The sequence below is a fragment of the Humibacter sp. RRB41 genome (assembly GCF_022761015.1).
GTDB lineage: Bacteria > Actinomycetota > Actinomycetes > Actinomycetales > Microbacteriaceae > Humibacter.
Genome location: NZ_JAKWJQ010000008.1, coordinates 1 through 18,687 on the forward strand (window position 1 = coordinate 1; position 18,687 = coordinate 18,687).

General features: G+C 66.8%; 17 protein-coding genes and 1 pseudogene. 15 read left to right on the forward strand and 3 right to left on the reverse strand.

The genetic code is table 11. The annotated features are described in order from the left end of the window. A partial coding sequence (locus MJ603_RS16835; protein ID WP_243064917.1) for a DUF222 domain-containing protein occupies positions 1–691 on the reverse strand: 691 nt, incomplete at its 3' end. Between the two features lie 194 nt (positions 692–885). On the opposite strand from MJ603_RS16835, the gene MJ603_RS16840 reads away from it, so the two are divergent. Both MJ603_RS16840 and MJ603_RS16845 read left to right on the forward strand, forming a co-directional pair. After that, complete coding sequence (locus MJ603_RS16840; protein ID WP_243064918.1) at positions 886–1,431, forward strand: RNA polymerase sigma factor; 546 nt, start codon at positions 886–888, stop codon at positions 1,429–1,431. Continuing rightward, positions 1,421–2,101 carry a hypothetical protein gene (locus MJ603_RS16845; protein ID WP_243064919.1) on the forward strand — a complete coding sequence of 227 codons (681 nt, stop codon included), beginning with the start codon at positions 1,421–1,423 and terminating at the stop codon, positions 2,099–2,101. The genes MJ603_RS16840 and MJ603_RS16845 overlap by 11 nt, the downstream gene beginning before the upstream one ends. 25 nt (positions 2,102–2,126) lie before the next feature. Here MJ603_RS16845 and MJ603_RS16850 read toward each other — a convergent pair whose 3' ends face one another. Beyond that, positions 2,127–3,047 (reverse strand): aldose 1-epimerase family protein, encoded by a 921-nt coding sequence (locus MJ603_RS16850; protein ID WP_243064920.1) that lies wholly within the window; start codon positions 3,045–3,047, stop codon positions 2,127–2,129. 102 nt (positions 3,048–3,149) lie between these two features. Here MJ603_RS16850 and MJ603_RS16855 point away from each other — a divergent pair, with 102 nt between their 5' ends. The 11 genes and pseudogenes from MJ603_RS16855 (at position 3,150) to MJ603_RS16910 (ending at position 15,305) form a co-directional block, all read left to right on the forward strand. Next, positions 3,150–3,851 carry a YoaK family protein gene (locus tag MJ603_RS16855; RefSeq protein WP_243064921.1) on the forward strand — a complete coding sequence of 234 codons (702 nt, stop codon included), beginning with the start codon at positions 3,150–3,152 and terminating at the stop codon, positions 3,849–3,851. Between the two features lie 248 nt (positions 3,852–4,099). Then, a pseudogene (locus MJ603_RS16860) lies at positions 4,100–5,455 on the forward strand (glycoside hydrolase family 6 protein). A gap of 282 nt (positions 5,456–5,737) precedes the next feature. After that, positions 5,738–7,468 (forward strand): glycosyltransferase family 39 protein, encoded by a 1,731-nt coding sequence (locus MJ603_RS16865; protein ID WP_243064922.1) that lies wholly within the window; start codon positions 5,738–5,740, stop codon positions 7,466–7,468. Then, positions 7,465–8,262: a polyprenol monophosphomannose synthase gene (locus MJ603_RS16870; protein WP_243064923.1), complete on the forward strand. Its 798-nt coding sequence runs from the start codon at positions 7,465–7,467 to the stop codon at positions 8,260–8,262. The genes MJ603_RS16865 and MJ603_RS16870 overlap by 4 nt, the downstream gene beginning before the upstream one ends. Before the next feature lie 15 nt (positions 8,263–8,277). After that, on the forward strand, positions 8,278–8,793 hold the full coding sequence (locus tag MJ603_RS16875) for a YbhB/YbcL family Raf kinase inhibitor-like protein (RefSeq protein WP_243064924.1): 516 nt from the start codon (positions 8,278–8,280) through the stop codon (positions 8,791–8,793). A 101-nt stretch (positions 8,794–8,894) separates the two neighbouring features. Beyond that, positions 8,895–9,980 (forward strand): dipeptidase, encoded by a 1,086-nt coding sequence (locus tag MJ603_RS16880; protein ID WP_243064925.1) that lies wholly within the window; start codon positions 8,895–8,897, stop codon positions 9,978–9,980. A 132-nt stretch (positions 9,981–10,112) separates the two neighbouring features. Beyond that, a complete protein-coding gene (locus tag MJ603_RS16885; protein ID WP_243064926.1) occupies positions 10,113–11,684 on the forward strand; it encodes an ABC transporter substrate-binding protein in 1,572 nt (523 codons plus the stop codon). After that, entirely contained in the window at positions 11,662–12,756 is a 1,095-nt protein-coding gene (locus MJ603_RS16890; protein ID WP_243064927.1) for an ABC transporter permease, read from the forward strand. The genes MJ603_RS16885 and MJ603_RS16890 overlap by 23 nt, the downstream gene beginning before the upstream one ends. Positions 12,757–12,851: 95 nt before the next feature. Further along, entirely contained in the window at positions 12,852–13,661 is an 810-nt protein-coding gene (locus tag MJ603_RS16895) for an ABC transporter permease (RefSeq protein ID WP_243064928.1), read from the forward strand. Then, positions 13,658–14,536 carry an ABC transporter ATP-binding protein gene (locus MJ603_RS16900; RefSeq protein ID WP_243064929.1) on the forward strand — a complete coding sequence of 293 codons (879 nt, stop codon included), beginning with the start codon at positions 13,658–13,660 and terminating at the stop codon, positions 14,534–14,536. The genes MJ603_RS16895 and MJ603_RS16900 overlap by 4 nt, the downstream gene beginning before the upstream one ends. Then, positions 14,526–15,305 carry an ABC transporter ATP-binding protein gene (locus tag MJ603_RS16910; protein ID WP_279239533.1) on the forward strand — a complete coding sequence of 260 codons (780 nt, stop codon included), beginning with the start codon at positions 14,526–14,528 and terminating at the stop codon, positions 15,303–15,305. Before MJ603_RS16900 ends, MJ603_RS16910 begins: the two co-directional genes overlap by 11 nt. Before the next feature lie 13 nt (positions 15,306–15,318). Here the strand turns inward: MJ603_RS16910 and MJ603_RS16915 are convergent, their stop codons facing one another. After that, entirely contained in the window at positions 15,319–15,657 is a 339-nt protein-coding gene (locus tag MJ603_RS16915; protein WP_243064930.1) for a hypothetical protein, read from the reverse strand. Positions 15,658–15,800: 143 nt separating this feature from the next. Between MJ603_RS16915 and MJ603_RS16920 the strand changes: the two genes are divergently transcribed. Continuing rightward, positions 15,801–17,339, forward strand: coding sequence for an MmgE/PrpD family protein (locus MJ603_RS16920; RefSeq protein WP_243064931.1), 1,539 nt, complete (start codon positions 15,801–15,803; stop codon positions 17,337–17,339). A 173-nt stretch (positions 17,340–17,512) separates the two neighbouring features. Then, positions 17,513–18,643: a bifunctional 2-methylcitrate synthase/citrate synthase gene (locus tag MJ603_RS16925; protein WP_243064932.1), complete on the forward strand. Its 1,131-nt coding sequence runs from the start codon at positions 17,513–17,515 to the stop codon at positions 18,641–18,643. Positions 18,644–18,687 lie beyond the last annotated feature (44 nt).

Consider the following 18,687-nt stretch of genomic DNA (forward strand, 5'->3'; position numbering starts at 1 on the left):
GCTTCTCCACTTCACGGTCGTGGCGTTCCTGCAGCGTGTCGGCACACAACCGCTCCCGCAACAACCGGCAGCGGCGGGCGAACTCCCCAACCCGCAGACCTTCAGCGATCAAGGCGAGACGTTCATCGTAGGCAGTCATCAGGGTCTCGGTCGGGATACCGTCTGCACTGTCCACTGCAGCACGCACATGCTGGGCACTGATCCGCCCCGCCAGGAACAACTCACACAAGCGAGGCAGGCTGCCGGTCAGGACACCGGCTTGGTGATCGTACGCACGCACCAGGTTCTCACTGACATGCAACCGGTGCGCCAAATCGAACGCCACAGCACGCTCCGAAAAGTCCACATCATCCACCCCGACAGAGGTGTCCGCAGCACCCACCGGGACATAGACGCGCACATACTCCCTGGCGATCTGAAACGCCTCATGCACCGCGAACATCTGCCGCGCCGACTCACGATTCACCACCGTCTGATGTGACACCGCATCATCAAACACGAAGTCTAGAATCTCCACCGCCGACAGCCGACGCACATGCCGCACCGGAATCACACCCTGATTCCAGACACCGTCATTCTCGAACACGTCCTCAGGCGGAACATCCGCAGACGCGCCGGCAAGATCATCGACGACATCACACACGAAGCCCGGGTCAGAGCCGGAGGCTGCGTAGGCTTCAGTGTCGAACATAACTTCGATTCTACCCAACACATCAGACATTGCGCACTACAGATAGCCACACTGTGGACAAGTCACCGAGCACGGTGCTGGCGGAATAGTGGAGTTGTCGCTGCCCCGCGTCCAGCGGGCGAGATGCAGATGCAGATGCGGGTCCGATTTCGATCACGGTGTCAGGAATCGCCCGGTCGGGGACATGGTGAGGTGTGAGGGTTTCCGCAGAGCGCGCCGATGAGGAGTTCGACGTCTTTCTCGTTGAACGCGTTCGCGGCGGCGACCGCGCCGCGTTCGAAGCGTTGTTCCGTCGGCACGCATCCATCGTTCTGCGGTATGCATGGGCGTTGGCCGCGGATGCCGGCGCTGCCGAGGACCTGGTGCAGGAGACGTTCGTCACCTGCTGGTCGAAGCGTCGATCGCTGCTGGTGGCCGATGAGTCGCTCCTGCCGTGGTTGCTGACGGTGTGCAAGAACCACGCTCGCAATCAGGCCCGGAAGCGCGTGCGAGAACGCACGACCTCGCTCGACGATGCACGGGACATCCCGGCGCCCGTCACCGACGATCTGATCTGGGTTCGCGATGCGCTCGATGAGCTCTCTGCGGACGATCGCAGGGTGATCGAGCTCTGTCTGATCGAGGGCCATTCCTACAAACAGGCAGCCGCCGCGCTGGATGCCACGGAATCCGCGGTCGGGAAGCGGCTGCAACGAGCACGAATGAGAATGCGAGAAGCGGTGATCGAGCATGATCACTGAGAACCGACACCCTGTGCCGCCGCCGACTGGCGCCGCCGAGGCAAGGGCGGTCGATCGCATCTGGTCCGCGGTGCAGGCTGAAACGAACCACCGGCGGCAACAGTTGCGCACACGCCGGGCGCGAATCGGTGCGGCGGCGATCGCAGCCGTCTTTCTGTTCGGAGGTGGCGTCGCTGTCGGCGGTGCCGCACTGGCGCCGCTGACGAACCAGACTCCTGCCTTCACGGTCTCCTGTTACCCATCGCAGACGGCGACCACGACAAGCGTGAAACTGGTGTATTCGACGGAGCAGGATGCGGCGGTTGCGAGGGCGAACCCCATCGGCGCGTGCGCTCACATTCAGACCCTGACGAATGTCGAGAACGGCGTCGACGCACTGGTGCGTCAGCAGCTCGCCGAGGGACACCGTTGCGGTGCCATCCACCTCACGGACGGCACGATGTGGAGCTTCATCGACGACCCGAAGAGCGGGCTCACGATCCAATCCGCGACGCCGGTGACCCCGCTGGGCGCGGACTGCGTCCAACTGCAGAACGTGCAAGCTCCTGCGGAGGCCTCACCGCAACAGTTGGCGTGCATCGTCGACGAACAGCGCGTCGACGTCTATCCGGGTGATCCGAAGAACGCGGGGCACCTCTGCGCGGCTAAAGGCTTGACCGTCGACAAGTGACTCGGAACACCGGTGCTCACCAGCCTCAAATGGCCCGGATGCTCCAACTCGCACTCGACGTCTCGCCCGGCTCCAGCACGATGAGATCCGTTCCGGAGTTGAACGCATCGGGCGGACACGTCATCGGCTCGACCGCCAGGCCGAGCCTGCTGAGAGCGGGGTCGGGCTGGTCGGCGGTGTGGATCTGCACCCACGGGCAGGCGGCGTCCCACCGCATCGCGACGCCGTGGCCGTCGACCGCCCGCAGCTCGACGGATGCCACGCCGTCGGCATCCCTGTTCAGCGCGGTGAATGCGTGGTCGATGAACACGTCGGAGACGACCCTCGGAGCACGGAAGTCGAAGTCTCCGCCCTGCTCGGTCGAGACATCCGCCAGCGCGATGGGCGCCAGACGGTCTGGCGTCACGGTGAGCACTCTGGAAGCCGGGAGCGTGAGCGTCCAGTCGTCGACGTGCCCATCGCCGGCGACGAGGTAGGGATGCGGGCCGGTGCCGAAGGGAGCGGCATCCGGTCCGGAGTTGCGTGCCGTGATGACCGTCGTGAGGCCATCGTCGAGACGGAACAGGGCTGTGATGTCGATGCGGTGGGGGTAGCCCTGCTGAGCCTGGATGGTCGCGGCCAGCTCCACGAAATCGTCACCGCGGTCCACGACCCGATAGTCCAGCCAGGCGCCGAGTCCGTGCAGGGCGTTGCCCCGCTGCGGCTCTGTCAGAGGCACCTGCTGCTCGACGCCGGCAAACGTGTACCGGCCGTCGACGATGCGGTTCGGCCATGGCACGAGTGTCGCGCCGCGATAGGCCGGGCGGATCTCATCGACGTCGAACGGCACGACGAGGTCACGCCCTGCGAAGGTCAGCGAGCGCAGCGATGCACCGACCGTGGCGATGGAGGCGCGGTATTCGCCGTTGACGAGATCGATGGATGTTCCGGAGAGGGGGATGCTCACCGATCCATTCTCTCGTACGCACGGCGAGCCTGAGAGCGCTCCCGCGCGAATCGCCCCTCGCACGTGTGGTGTGATCGAGATGCATCCACGAGGAGGAACGACATGGCCAAGACATGGGGTTTGCACGAGAGAACGCACCTCGGGCTGATGCTGGGGCTGACGTTCTCCACCGGCGTCGTGGATGCCGTCGGCTACCTCGGACTGGATCGCGTCTTCACCGGCAACATGACAGGCAACGTCGTGATCCTCGGCATGGCGCTGCTCGGCGCGGACGACCTGCCCATCATCGGGCCGGTCATCGCGCTCGTCTGCTTCATGGCAGGAGCCGCGATCGGCGGCCGGGTGCTGCGCCGCGTGGACGAGGGGTGGACTCGGCTCTCGACCATCATGTTCACGAGCGTCGGCATCGTGCTGCTCGCGGCCGCGGTCGTGTTGTTCGCGGCGGGCGGGCATCCTGTGCAGGGCGTGCAGTGGACCGTGACGGGGATGCTCGGCCTCGGCATGGGTGCGCAGGCCGCGACAGCGCGGCACATCGCGGTGAAAGACGTGACGACGGTCGTCGTGACATCCACTCTCGCGGGGCTCGCCGCCGACTCGGTGTTCGGCGCAGGCAAGGGGCAGCCGTGGGCACGTCGCGCCGGAGCCGTGGTGCTGATCGGACTCGGCGCGGTCGTCGGGGCGGCTGCGGTGCACGCCGATGCCGCGATCGGACTGCTGGTGTCGGCGGTGATCGTGCTGGCGGTCGCCGCGTGGGGGCACGTGGCGACGGGAGGCCCGGTGCCGATCGTGTCGACCGATCTCTAGATCAGTCCAGGGTGGCGTGGACGTCGCGGTCTCGCGACGTCGGGGTTGTCATCGCGCGCGAATTCCGCGGAATGGCGCCGTGGGAGCGCTCTCTTGACGTGGCGCCGAGGACGGGCCACGATCAGACACGTAGCCCGGCCGATGGGGTTCGGGCTCGATCTCGATGAGGAGATGAGATGAAGCGATTACTGTCGCGCGGCATCCTTGCGGCCGTCGCCGTAGGAGCCTGTGCGGTCGCCACCGTCGCAATGAGCCTTCCCGCGCAGGCCGTCGGCAACAGTCCGACGAGTGGTCATATTCTCGGCACTTCGACGAAGCTGTTCGTGAAAGCGCCGGATTCCGACGCCGTCAAGCAGGGGCTGAAGCTGCTGGTGCAGAAGGGTGGGGCGAAGGATGCCCTCGCCCTCGCCAAAGTGGAGACCACGCCGCAGGCGGTGTGGCTCGACGGAGGAACGGCATCCAGTGTGCGCAAGACGGTGCAGACGACCGTGCTCGCGGCGTCTCTCGAGCGCACGACGCCCGTGTTCGTGGCGTATGACATCCCCGGTCGCGATTGCAGCCAGTACTCCGCAGGAGGTGCGGCGAACACCGCCGCCTACGAGGCGTGGATCGACGGCATCGCCGCGGGCATCGGCAACAGCAAGGCCGCGATTCTCGTAGAGCCGGACGGCCTGGGGCTGCTGCCGACGACGGATTGCATCGGCACCCACGGGCTCGACCCGGCGACGTATCCGTTCACCGACGCCGAGCGGTAAACCGAGCTGAACTACGCGGTGAACGCGCTGGAGGCCAAGCCGAACACGAGCGTCTATCTTGATGCCACGCACAGTGCGTGGATGAACGTCGGCGACATTTCGAACCGGCTCATCCAGGCGGGCGTGAACAAGGCCCAGGGCTTCTTCCTGAACGTCTCCAACTACCAGTACACGGCCAACAACACCGAGTACGGCACCTGGATCTCCGACTGCATTGCGCTGCTCGGCCAGAATCAGAGCGCATCGTGTCCGAACCAGTACTGGAACGGCGGTCCGGACGGCACGAAGATCGCCTCGCTTCTCGGGGCGTACAACGGCGTCGCACTGAACAACTACGGCCAGTGGAGCGACACGAGCGATGACCCGACGTTGAACACGAGCGGCATCAATGCCGGATACGCGTCGGCGCTGAGCGGTGCCGGCGTCACGCCGTCCGCTCATTTCGTGATCGACACGAGCCGCAACGGCACCGGACCGAACAGCATGACCGCGTACACGGCGGCGCCGTACAACCAGCCGGCCGCGAATGTGTCCACGCTGCAGGGCGGCAACTGGTGCAACCCGCCGGGGGCGGGCCTCGGCCTCACCCCGACGACGAACACCGGCGTGCCGTTGCTCGACGCGTACCTCTGGGTGAAGACCCCTGGTGAGTCCGACGGCCAATGCAACGCGTCCGGTGCCGGTCGGCTGTGGGACTACGGCGCATACTCGCAGCCAGGATGGCCAACGGATGCCGCGGGGCAGGCATCGTTCGACCCGCTCTGGGGTCAGGTGGACCCGGCCGCCGGCGCCTGGTTCCCGGCGCAGGTGCTCGATCTGATCCATCACGCGAGCCCAGCTGTGCACTGAGCACGATCGCAATATACGAGGGGACTCCGGCGTCGAGCCGGGGTCCCCTGTTGCATGCCGGTAGACCGATGAACGAATGCGCGTTCGACTACGTGAACAGAGGGGAGAGCGTGCCGCGCCCAACCGAGGTTCCGAGCTTGCCGCGACTGAAGTGACACACAGGTTTCACATGTCTGAGAAGAAGTTCACGCCCGGTTCACGCACAGCCGGGGGAACGCCCAGGACGGCGCGCTGACCTGAGTAAGGCATCCGATCGGATGCCGCATTCGGGCGGGAGGCGTGGTGTCGAGAACCGACGTGCACAGTGTGCAGTCCGGTGGCGTGCGTTCCTCTGCGATGGAAGCCTCCGGCTACGAATCGCGGACCGGCGGGGGCCTGCCGCGCACCACCGTCGCGCCTCCCGCCTCCCCTTCTCGGTACCGCACCCCGCTCGTCGCCATCGTGTTGGGCGTCGTCGCCTTCGTCATCTCGTGGTGGGGTTCCTGGATCCCATCGTTCTGGGGCGACGAGGCAGCGAGCATCATGTCGGCAGAGCGGCCATGGGCATCCCTGCTGCGCGAGGTGCAACACGTGGATGCCGTACACGGCACCTACTACGCGCTGCTGCACATCTGGATCGAGGTGTTCGGAGCGACGCAGTTCTCCACGAGGTTCGCGAGTGCGCTCGCCGTCGGAGTCGCAGCTGCCGGCATCGTCGTGCTCGTGAACCGGCTGGGCGGATTGCGTCTGGCCGTGACATCGGCGCTCATCTTCGCTGTGCTCCCGCGCACCACGTACATGGGTGCAGAGGTGCGCTCGTATGCGCTCGGAACCGCCTGCGCCGTGTGGCTGACCGTGCTGTTCGTTCGCCTGGTGACGCGGCGGGCCGGCCGTGCGCTGCCGTGGATCGGCTTCGCCGTGGCCTTCGCGGCGTGCATCTACGTGTTCCTCTACCTCTCTCTTCTCGCGCTCGTCTACGCGGCGACTCTGCTCTGGATCGGGCGCGGGCGCATCCGGGCGACAGCACGAGCGGTCTCCAGCACGTCAACGGATGCCTCCCCCGAGACGACCGCGCTCGCCACGACCGTGCGCCGCTGGCTGGTGTCCACACTCGCCGGCGCGGTGCTGGCCGCACCGATCATCGTGCTCGCTCTGACCGAGCAGGGTCAGATCGCGTTCCTCGGACGGCATCCGGGCGTCGACTTCCGGCGCTTCATCGTGACGCAGTGGTTCGACACCGATACCTGGCTGGCTGTCGTCGCATGGCTCGCTCTGGCCGGGGTCGCGGCCTGGGGGATCGTGACGCTCGTGCGCAGGGGGCAGCACGATCGCGCCCTTCTTCCCGTTCTGGTGCTGGCGTGGGCCGCGATTCCGCCTCTGGTGCTGCTCGCGCTGAACTCGGTGGTTCCCGCATACACCGTGCGGTACATGTCGTACGTCACGCCCGCCATCGCGATTCTGCTGGCGATCGGCGTGAACGGTGCGGCGGGCTGGATCGCGAGGCGATGGAGCGGCCGCAGGGCCGGCATCCGGGTCACCGCAATCGCGGTGGGCATCGCCTGCATCGCGGCCCTGGCCGCCCCGACCTACCTGGCGCAACGCGGGCCGTACGCGAAGAACGGCGGAAGTGACTGGGCCGAGGTCGCCGCGACGGTGCAGGCGCACTCGAAGCCCGGCGACGACATCGTCTTCGACGAGAGCACACGTCCGTCGCGGGACCCGCACCTTGCGCTGCATCTGTACCCGGAGCAGTTCAAGAACGTCGTCGACGTGCGCCTCAAGACGTCGTATGTCGACACCGACGGACTCTGGGACACCACGTACTCGATTCCGCAGGTCGCCGGCCGTCTGAATCAGGGCGACGGCCGGGTGTGGCTGGTGGAGTACCGCGGCACCGATCGAGAGGGCGTCGTCTCGTCCGTCGGCATGCACAACAGGATCGCGCAGTTGCAAGCGCTCGGCTTCAGGGTTGCCGACACCTATCGCTTGCACAGGGACGCTGTCTACCTTTTAACGAGAGGATCATCATCATGAACGTGGCAGTCATCATTCCCACGTACAACGAGGTCGAAAACCTCGCGTGGATCGTGGGACGTGTGCGGGCATCGGTGCCTGAGGCATCCGTGCTGGTGGTCGATGACGGCTCCCCGGACGGCACGGGCGAACTGGCCGACGAATTGGCGGAATCCGACCCGTTCGTGCACGTGCTGCACCGCACCGTCAAAGAAGGACTCGGCGCCGCGTACCGCGCAGGCATGAGGCTCGCCCTGGCAGACGGCCACGACGTCATCGTCGAGATGGATGCCGACGGCTCGCACCGTCCGGAGCAGCTTCCCGATCTGCTGGCAGCCCTCGATCGAGCTGACGTCGTCATCGGCTCGCGGTGGGTGCCGGGTGGCGGTGTCGTCGACTGGCCGCTGTCGCGTCGATTGATCTCGCTCGCCGGCAGCGCCTACTCCCGCTCGGCGTTGGGCATCCACGTGCGTGACATGACCGGCGGCTACCGGGTGTTCACGGCCGCCGCGCTCGAGCGCATCGATCTGGATGCCGTGCTCAGCCAGGGCTACTGCTTCCAGATCGACATGCTGCGGCACGCGCACTCCGAGGGGCTGCGCATCACAGAGGTGCCGATCACGTTCGCGGAGCGCGAGCGCGGCGACTCGAAGATGTCGCTCGGCATCGTCGTCGAGGCGATGCTGCGCGTGACCGGCTGGGCCGTCACGTCGATTCCGCGGAGGCTGCGGCCGAACAAGCGTACGGTCGTTCCCGCGCCCGTCACGGTGGTGGCTCCGTCCATGGAGCCTGGCGACGCACGCGTGGTTCGATAGGCACTGGAGGTAGTCGTGGCCGAAGACCCGTACGAGCGGTTCCGAGCCGTTCCGTCGTTCACCGTGACCAGCGAGGACGTGGTCGACGGGCATCCGATCGACGCACTGTTCCGTGCCAGCGGCGGGAACACGTCGCCGCAGCTGTCCTGGACCGGAGCTCCTGACGCCGCGAAGAGCTTCGCGGTGACGATCCACGACCCGGATGCCCCGACCGGCTCCGGCTTCTGGCACTGGTCCGTCTACAACATTCCGTCGTCTGTGACGGAGCTCGCGCGCGGCGCCGGCAGTGCAGGCGGCTCGCTTCCGGCCGGGGCGGCTCAGCTGAAGAACGAGTTGCGCGAGATCGGATATACCGGCGCCGAGCCACCGGAGGGCACAGGGGTGCACCGCTATTTCGTGGTCGTGCACGCTGTGGATGTCGACCGTCTCGAACTCGACCCGGAGTCGACTCCGGCCGTTCTCGGCTTCAACCTTCACTTCCACACGCTCGCCCGTGCGGTGATCGTTCCCACCGCGTCGTTCGCGGACTGACGCGGCTCGCGGGCGAGCGCACCCGAACGACTGCGTCCGCCGACTGTGAACTCTGCATTTCGGTGCGCTCGGCGCGCTGTGGCATGCCTTAGCGTCTTTCCATGACGCAAACGGATGCCGCCGCGATCGTCGCCGAGGCGCTCGCCCTGTCGCCCTTGATCGACGGGCACAACGACTGGGCGTGGGAGAACCGCGTCAACCGCGGTTACTCGGTCGACGGGCTCGATGCCATGCTGCCGACCGACACGGACATCCCGCGGCTCAGACTCGGGGGAGTCGGCGCCCAGTTCTGGTCGGTCTTCGTCGAAGACGAGGACAGCGGGGCTCAGGCGGTGCAGGCGACCCTCGAGCAGATCGACTGGGTGCACCGGCTCGTGGCGCGTTACCCGAGCGACTTCGAACTGGCGAGGTCGGCATCCGACATCGCGCTCGCCCGGTCGCGCGGACGCATCGCCTGCCTGCTCGGCGCGGAGGGCGGCCATCAGCTCAACGACTCTCCGGCCGTGCTGCGCATGTACGCGGCTCTCGGGGTGCGCTATCTGACGCTGACGCACACGCGCACCTCGGGGTGGGCGGATTCCGCCACCGACGAGGTGCGCCACGGCGGCCTCAGCCCACGCGGGGTGGAGTACGTTCACGAACTGAATCGCATCGGCATGCTGGTGGATCTCTCGCACGTTGCGCCGGTGACGATGCACGCGGCGCTCGACGTGGCATCCGCTCCCGTCATCTTCAGCCACAGCTCGTCGCGGGCCCTTGCCGATCATCCGCGCAACATCCCCGATGACGTACTGGAGCGGATGCCGGCCAACGGCGGCGTCGCGATGCTCTCGTTCGTGCCGCAGTTCCTGCGCGAGGACTACGCCGAGTGGTTCGACTCCGATCGCAGTGGGCCGGCGCCCCGGGTGACCGTCGCCGATGCAGCGGACCACATCGAGCACGTTCGCGACGTTGCCGGCATCAGGCACATCGGGTTGGGCAGCGACTTCGACGGCACCGACGAGTTTCCCGCGGGGCTGGAAGGCGTCGACGGGTACCCGGCTCTGCTGGCCGAGCTGGCGTCACGTGGCTGGACGAGTGGCGAGCTCGCGATGCTCGCCGGTGCGAACATGCTGCGTGTGCTGTCGGAGACTGATGCCGCGTTCGAGTCCGGCAGGCTGGCCTCGGAGCCCGAGCTGCTCACGTAACGATCCCGTGTGATCTCGCGCGAGCCGAAACGTCGTCGAAACGGTGCGAGCATACGGTGTACGCATTCCCCGGCGCGCGGCGGCACGTTCGATCGCCCCCGCGCCAGCACGCCCGAAGAGAAAAGGCACAGCATGATCCGCTCTCACCGTCGCCTCGCGGCGGCAATCGTCATCGGCGCGAGTGTCGCCGTCGTCCTCGCCGGATGCTCTGGCGGCGGCGGCTCGAGCAGCTCGAGCGGCAAGACCCTGGTCGTCGACAACTCGTTCGACCTCAAGACCTCCGACCCGGCGCGCGCGTTCGAGTTGACCGGCTCGATCGTCGACAAGGCGCTCTACGAGACGGTGCTCACCTTCAAGGGCAGCGACGTCACCAAGCCGGTACCCGGCATCATGTCCTACAGCGAGTCGAGCGACGACAAGACGCTGACTCTGACCATGGACGGCAAGCACTACTTCTCGAACGGCGACCCGGTCACCGTCGACGACGTGGTCTTCTCGCTGAAGCGCGTGCAGGCCATCGCCGGCAACCCGTCGTTCCTGCTCGACGGAGTCACCGTCACGAAGAAGGACGACAAGACCGTCGTTCTCACCACGACGACGGCGAACCCCGCCTTGCCCTTCATCCTGCCGAACCCGTCGCTCGGCATCGTGGACTCGAAGGTGCTGAAGAAGCACGGTGGCACCGACACCAAGTCCGATTCAGCGGAGTCCTACCTGAACAAGACCTCCGCCGGCTCGGGCCCGTACATGCTCAAGTCGTACAGCGTGACCACCAAGGTCGTGTTCGAGCCCAACCCGCACTACGCGGGCACGAAGCCTGCGTACAGCAACGTCGTGCTCGAGAACGTCGCGGGTCCGACTCAGAAGATCAACGTGCAGGCCGGCGCCAGCCAGGTCGCCCTCGATCTCAACGCGACGCAGGTTCAGGGCCTCGACAGCGCCAAGACCAATCTGATCAAGGGCACCTCGCCTTACGTGATGTACCTCTGGTTCAACCAGGACTCGACGATCGGCGCCGGGGTCACGAACAATCAGGACTTCATCACCGCCGTTCGCAAGAGCATCGACTACTCGAAGATCCTCGGGCTCTCCGGAAGCGGATCCACTCAGCCGGGAGGCCTCGTGCCATCCCAGTTCAAGGGAGCCATCAAGCCGGACTCGACCGCCGAATTCGACCTGGCGGCGGCTAAGGCCGCGCTGGCGAAGAGCGGCTACAACGGTCAGACGGTGACGTTCTCGTACCCGAACGACATCACCGTCGATGGTCTGCAGTTCGAGACCCTCGCCCAGGCGCTGCAGTCGCAGTGGGCCGCGGCCGGCATCACGGTGAAGCTGGCTCCCGGGCCGATCGCCACGGTGCTCGACTCATTCCGCGCCGGCAACCTGCAGTCCGGAATCATGTACTGGGGTCCCGACTACCCCGACGCCTCCGACTACCTGGTGTTCAGCCCCGGCCAGAGCATCGGGCTCCGTGCAGCGTGGAAGGACGGAGCGGACGCGACGGTGACGGATGCCGCGAACGCGGCCGGATCGGCATCCAGCGACGATCGCGTGCAGGCCTTCGCCACCTGGCAGAAGGCGATGAACGCCAGCGGGCCGTTCGTGCCGCTCGTGCAGCCCGGCCAGTACGTCGTGACCGCGACCTCGATCACGAGCGTGCCGCTCAACCCCGTGTGGACCGTTGACCTCGCTTCCATCAAGTAGCGAGGTCGAGCAGGCGGCGTCCGTCTCTTCCAGGGACGGACGCCGCCGGTCTCATCCGCTGCTGCGTTACATCGGCATCCGCTTCGGCATCAGCATTCTGCTGCTGTGGGGTGTGACCGTCGTCACCTTCGTGCTCGCCAACCTCGTGCCGGCGAACCCGGCCGCGGCGGCGCTCGGTGACAAGGCGGCGAGCGATCCCAAGATCGTCGCGGCGTTCAACGCTCAGCACGGGTTCGACAAGCCCGTCGTGGTGCAGTACTTCATCTACCTCGGCAACCTGCTGCACGGAGATCTGGGCAACTCCACGCAGACGCACAACCCCGTGAGCCAGGATCTCGCCGTGGCGTTCCCCGCCACGATCGAGCTGGCGCTCTTTGCCATCATCTTCTCGATCATCATCGGCATCGGACTCGGCATGCTCGCGGCGCTGCGGCACAACCGGCTCTCCGACCAGATCATCCGGGTGTTCAGTCTGATCGGCATCTCGATCCCGACCTTCTGGCTGGCCGTCGCGTTCTTCTTCGTCTTCTTCTACCTGCTCGGCTGGGCTCCTGGCACCGGGCGACTTTCGCCTGCGGACACTCCGCCTCCGCACGTCACGGGCATGTACACGGTGGATGCGCTGCTCGCCGGCCAGTGGGCAACCTTCGGCGATGCCCTCTCGCACCTCGTTCTCCCCGGCGCCGTTCTGACGCTCTTCACGGTCGGGTTGCTCGTGCGGTTCACCCGCTCTGGCGTGCTCGACGTGCTCTCGCAGGACTACGTGAAGGCCGCAAGGGCGAAGGGTCTGCCGGCGCGCACAGTCGTGTTCCGGTACATCCTGCGCGGCTCGCTTCTGCCGATCCTCACCATCGTCGGGCTCGCTTTCGGTTCGCTTTTGTCCGGCACCGTGCTCACCGAGCAGGTGTTCAACTGGGGCGGCATCGGCCAGTACGCCTACAAGGCGGCCACGACGCTCGACCTTCCCGCCATCATGGGCGTCGGGCTCATCGTCGGCGTCGTGTACATCGGCATCAACTTCGCGATCGACGTGATCTACGGGTTCATCGACCCGAGGGTGAGAGTGCAATGAGCTCCGAAACAGCAGTGTCCGACACCCTGGGGACGAAGACGCCAGCGTGGAAGCGCCGCCGCCGGCCCCTGCTGCCTCGCGCGTGGCGTCGGCCGATGGCCATCGTGGGCGTCGTCATCGTGCTCGCGTGGCTGGTGATCGCGATCTTCGCGCCGCTGATTGCGCCGTACAACCCGTTGGCGCAGAGCTTCACGCCGCTGCAGGCTCCCAACGCTGCGCACTGGTTCGGTACGGATGTGCTCGGTCGCGACGAACTCTCGCGAGTGCTCTACGGCTCCCGCATCTCTCTGCCGCTGTCGCTCGTGCTCGTCGTCTGCTCCATGCTGATCGGCTCGGTGCTCGGTGCGATCGCCGGATACTTCGGTCGCGTCGTCGACGAGGTCATCATGCGCATCGCCGACCTGGTGTTCGCTTTTCCGACGATCATCCTCGCGATGATCGTCGCGGCATCCCTCGGCCCTAGCTTGCTGAATGCGGTCATCGCACTGTTGCTGGTGTCATGGCCGAACTACGCTCGCGTCACGCGGTCGCTGGTGCTCGGAGCGAGACAGCAGGAGTACGTCGTGGCAGGGCGCCTGATGGGCGCCGGGGTGTTCCGGTCGCTGGGCAGGGATGTCGCGCCGAACGTCGTCGCGCCGATCTTCGTGCTCGCGACGCTGGATTTCGGCAACGCGATCCTGCTGCTCTCCGGACTTTCGTTCCTTGGGCTGGGGGCCGTGCCACCGACGCCGGAATGGGGCGCCATGGTGTCGGATGGCGTGCAGAACTTCAGCCAGTGGTGGCTGGCCACGTTCCCCGGCATCGCGATCTTCTCGGTCGTCGTCGCCTTCAACTTCATCGGCGACGCGTTGCGAGACGCTCTCGACCCGCGCACGGCCGAGGCGGTTTCGGGGGTGTCGATTTGAGTACGGAAACCGTGACCGGCCTGTCGATCCGCGGTCTGACGCTCTCGATCGGCGACAAGCGCGGTGCGACGCCGATTCTTCGCGGCATCGACCTCGAGATACCGGCAGGTCGCGTCACAGGGCTTGCCGGTGAGTCCGGATCGGGCAAGACCATGACAGGTCTCGCTGTCTGCGGGCTGCAGCCGGCCGGATCCCAGGTCGGCGGCGTTGTCGAGTTGCACAGCGACCGCGTGCAGGTTCCGAACCTGCTCTCGTTGCGTTCGAGCGCGCTCAACAGGGTGCGCGGCCGCGAGGTCGCGATGGTGTTCCAGGACCCGACGGCGAGCCTGCATCCGATGATCTCGATCGGCGGCCAGCTGACCGACCACATGCGGTTCCACCTCGGTCTGTCGCGACGGGATGCCCGTGCCCGCGCTGTCGATCTGCTCCAGCGGGTGCACGTGCCGCATGCTGCAGACGCACTCGACCGGTATCCGCACCAATTCTCAGGCGGCCAACTGCAGCGCGTCGCGATCGCGTCGGCGATCGCCTGCGACCCCGGTGTGCTCATCGCGGACGAGCCGACGACGGCGCTCGACGTCACGGTGCAGGCCGGCGTGCTGCGCCTGCTGCGCGAGCTGTGCGACGATCTCGAACTCGCCGTGCTGCTCGTCACGCACGACCTCGGCGTGATGTCGGCTGTCGCCGACACGATCGCCGTCATGCACCGCGGTGAGATCGTCGAGCACGGCGATCGATACCAGGTGATCACGGAACCGCGCAGCGAATACACCCGCTCGCTCATCGAGTCACTGCCCGATACGCCGCCGCCCGGTGCGGCATTCGTTCCAGACGATGCCGATGCTGATCAGGAGGGGGCGACGGATGCCCGCTGAGCTCGTTTTCGACGACGTCGCCGTCACCTACCGGCAGTCCGGTCGCGCCGAGCTGCGCGCCGTCGACGGTGTCAGCATCACGCTCGCGCCCGGCGAGGTTCTGGGGCTGGTGGGCGAGTCCGGATGCGGAAAATCCACTCTCGCCCGTGCGGCCTGCGGGTTGGAACCGCTCTCGGGCGGGAACATCCGCTTCGGGGGAGAGCCGGTTCCCCGGCTCCGCATGCTGGCGCGGCCGGCGCGGCTGCGGCGCATCCAGATGGTGTTCCAGAACCCGTATGCGTCGCTCAATCCACGCCGCAGGGTCGGCAGTCAGATAGAGGACGGCAGGCGCGCGGCCGGCGGTTCTGCGCCGTCGATCGCCGAGCTCCTCGCCGACGTCGGCATGCCGGCCGACGCGATGAGTCGATACCCGCACGAGTTCTCCGGCGGCCAGAGACAGCGCATCGCGATCGCCAGAGCGCTCGCCGCGTCGCCCGACGTGCTGATCGGCGACGAGCCGATCGCGTCGCTCGACGCATCCCTGCAGGCCAAAGTCGCCACCCTGATGCGCGACGTCGCCGCGAAGCGGAACGCCTCGCTGCTGTTCATCAGCCACGACCTCTCCGTCGTGCGCATGATCGCGGACCGCATCGCCGTGATGAGCGCCGGCCGCATCGTCGAGCTGGGGACGGCCGAAGAGGTGTGGGCGCGACCGAAGCACGCCTACACGCGCCGGCTGCTGGCATCCATTCCGATCGCCGACGGGTTGGGGCGCCTCCCGAAGGTGTGAGGCGGCAACATCTCTACGACGTGATCACCTGTCCGAGGTGCGCGATCGCGAGGATGAGCCACGCGCCCGCGATCGTGAACAGGATCGCGGCCGGGAACATCCGTTCGCGCCGAATGTTCTCGAAGGCGACGACGACGAACATCGCGGCGGAGAGGCCCTCCATCGTGATGTTCAGCCCGAGCCGTTCAGGCGAGGCCCTGCTCCAGCCCGACGCGTAGGTCACAACGATGCAGACCACGTACGCGGCGAGACACACGCTCATGAGCACGATCAGGACGATCTCGAGACGGGACCGCGGCCGCTTCGTACGTCGGCTTTCGGTCTGCGGCGCACCGACCACGACCTCGTCCATCCGACCCGCCTTCGCGTCACAGTGCCCTCGGTCGGGGCACGCGTGCACGCTACCACCGAGCGTGCAGCCGGTAGCCGGCACCGACCGGGCGGTTCCTGTCCCCCGAATGGGCGTCAGCGGTGACGGAAGGTAGCGTTGGACGGGTGAACATCACCAACGTGCGCACTCATCGCAGCGACGAGAACCTTCCGCGCGCAGAGCAGCTCGCCTGGAAGCTCGCCGAGGTCGCCTCCGACCCTGTCGAGGTCTCCGACGAGGTGACCGACATGATCGTCAACCGTGTCATCGACAACGCGGCCGTCGCAGCGGCGTCGCTGCTGAGGCATCCGGTCGCCGCGGCGCGCTCCCAGGCGCTCGCCCATCCCGTCTCGGTCGGCGGCAGCGGATCGAGTGTCTTCGGCACTGATGCCGCCCGCCGCGTGAGCGTGGAGTGGGCCGCGTGGGCCAATGGCGTCGCCGTTCGCGAGCTCGACTACCACGACACGTTCCTCGCTGCCGAGTACTCGCATCCTGGCGACAACATCCCGCCCGTGATCGCCGTGGCCCAGCACCTCGCCACCGAGCGCGGCCTCACCGGTCGCGACGTGGTGCGCGGAATCGCCACCGGATACGAACTGCAGATCGACCTGGCCCGGGCGATCAGCCTGCACGAGCACAAGATCGACCACGTCGCACACCTCGGCCCGAGCGCAGCCGCCGGCATCGGAACTCTGCTCGGGCTCGACACCGAGACGATCTTCCAGGCCATCGGCCAGGCGCTGCACACGACGACGGCGACAAGGCAGTCCCGCAAGGGCGAGATCTCCAGTTGGAAGGCGTTCGCGCCGGCGTTCGCGGGCAAGATGGCGATCGAGTCCGTCGACCGTGCGATGCGCGGCGAGACGAGTCCGACCCCGATCTACGAGGGCGAGGACGGCGTGATCGCGTGGCTGCTCGACGGTCCATCGGGCGGCTACGAAGTAGCCTTGCCCGAAATCGGCACGGCCAAGAGAGCCATCCTCGACTCGTTCACGAAGGAGCACTCGGCCGAGTACCAGGCGCAGGCCTGGATCGACCTCGCCCGCAAGCTGCACAACGAGTACCCGCTGATCTTCGACGACCCTGAGCGCGTGCAGAGCATTGTGCTGCACACCTCGCACCACACGCATTTCGTGATCGGCTCCGGTGCGAACGACCCGCAGAAGTACGACCCGAGCGCGTCGCGCGAGACGCTCGACCACTCCATTCCGTACATCTTCACCGTGGCGCTGCAGGACGGCAGCTGGGACCACGTCGCCTCGTACGCACCCGAGCGCGCGGCCCGCACGGACACGGTGGCGCTGTGGAACAAGGTGGCCACGGAGGAAGACCCGGAGTGGACGCGTCGTTACCATTCGCTCGATCCGCAGGAGCAGGCGTTCGGCGGCCGCGTCGAGATCACGTTCACCGATGGATCGGTCATCACCGACGAGATCGCCGTTGCGGATGCCCACCCGCTGGGTGCCCGCCCGTTCGCGCGCGACGACTACGTGAACAAGTTCCGCACGCTCGCAGCGGACGCGCTCGAGGCGACGGAGATCGACCGGTTTCTGGATGTCGCGCAGCGGCTTCCGGAGCTCACCGCCGACGAGCTGCCGGGGCTGAGCTTCAGCGCGCGGCATGGCCTGCTCGCGTCGGTGGAGAGCCCGCGCGGGTTGTTTTAGAGCACCGATGGTCGACTAGCGTGCGCGAAGCGCTTGCGTATCGAGACCCCGCGACGACGCCAACCAGCGGCGATCGGGTCTCGATACGCGTCGCCTGAGGCGGCGCTACTCGACCGGCGGGGATGGCCTCAACTGTGCACATGCACGAGACTTCACTGGAGCGAAGGAGCACCATGACTGAACAAGAACCCGAGATCCGCAAGGGACTCGCCGGCGTCGTGGTCGACACCACGGCCGTCTCGAGCGTCAACCCCGAGACGAACTCGCTGCTGTACCGCGGGTACCCGGTGCAAGAGCTCGCAGCGGAGTGCTCCTTCGAACAGGTCGCCTACCTGCTCTGGCACGGCGAGCTGCCGACGGATGTCGAGCTCGCCGAGTTCGAAGCCTCTGAGCGCAGTCAACGCACCATGGGACGCAACGTGAGGCGCGCGATCGACGGGCTGCCGACATCCGCTCACCCGATGGATGTGCTGCGTACCGCTGTCAGCGTCATCGGTGCAGACGACCCCGACGCCGAGTTCGGCGCGCTGGCCGACCCGTTCGCGGAGGTCTACCCGAAGGCCGTTCGGCTGCTCGCTCAGCTGCCGGCCGTCGTCGCCTACGACCAGCGTCGCCGCCACGGCTTGACCCTCATCGAGCCGCGCGACGACCTCGATTTCGCGAGCAACTTCCTCTACATGACGTTCGGCGAGGTTCCGGACGACGCCGTCGTCGACGCGTTCCGCGTCTCGCTCGTGTTGTACGGGGAGCACTCGTTCAACGCGTCCACCTTCACGGCACGCGTGATCGCGTCGACGCTGTCGGATGTCTACAGCGCGGTCACCGGCGCGATCGGCGCCCTCAAGGGGCCGTTGCACGGCGGGGCGAACGAGGCCGTGATGGTCGCGTTCGAGGAGATCGGATCCGCAGACAAGGCCGAGGCGTGGCTCGACGACGCTCTGGCGAGCAAGCGCAAGATCATGGGCTTCGGGCACCGCGTGTACAAGAACGGCGACTCGCGCGTTCCGACGATGAAGGCATCCCTCGAGAGCCTTGTCGAGCACTACGACCGGCAGGACGTGCTCGACCTCTACACGGCGCTCGAGACGGCCATGCAGGAGCGCAAGAACATCAAGCCGAACCTCGACTACCCGAGCGGACCCGCGTACAACCTGATGGGATTCGACACCGCGACGTTCACGCCGATCTTCGCCGCGGCCCGCGTGACCGGCTGGACGGCGCACGTGATCGAGCAGCTGACGTCGAACGCGCTGATCCGCCCCCTCTCGAAGTACGACGGGCACGCGGAGCGGCACCTGGGGTAGCGACATCTCCTGCACGCATGCTCCGCTGGCGCATGTGGTCGCCT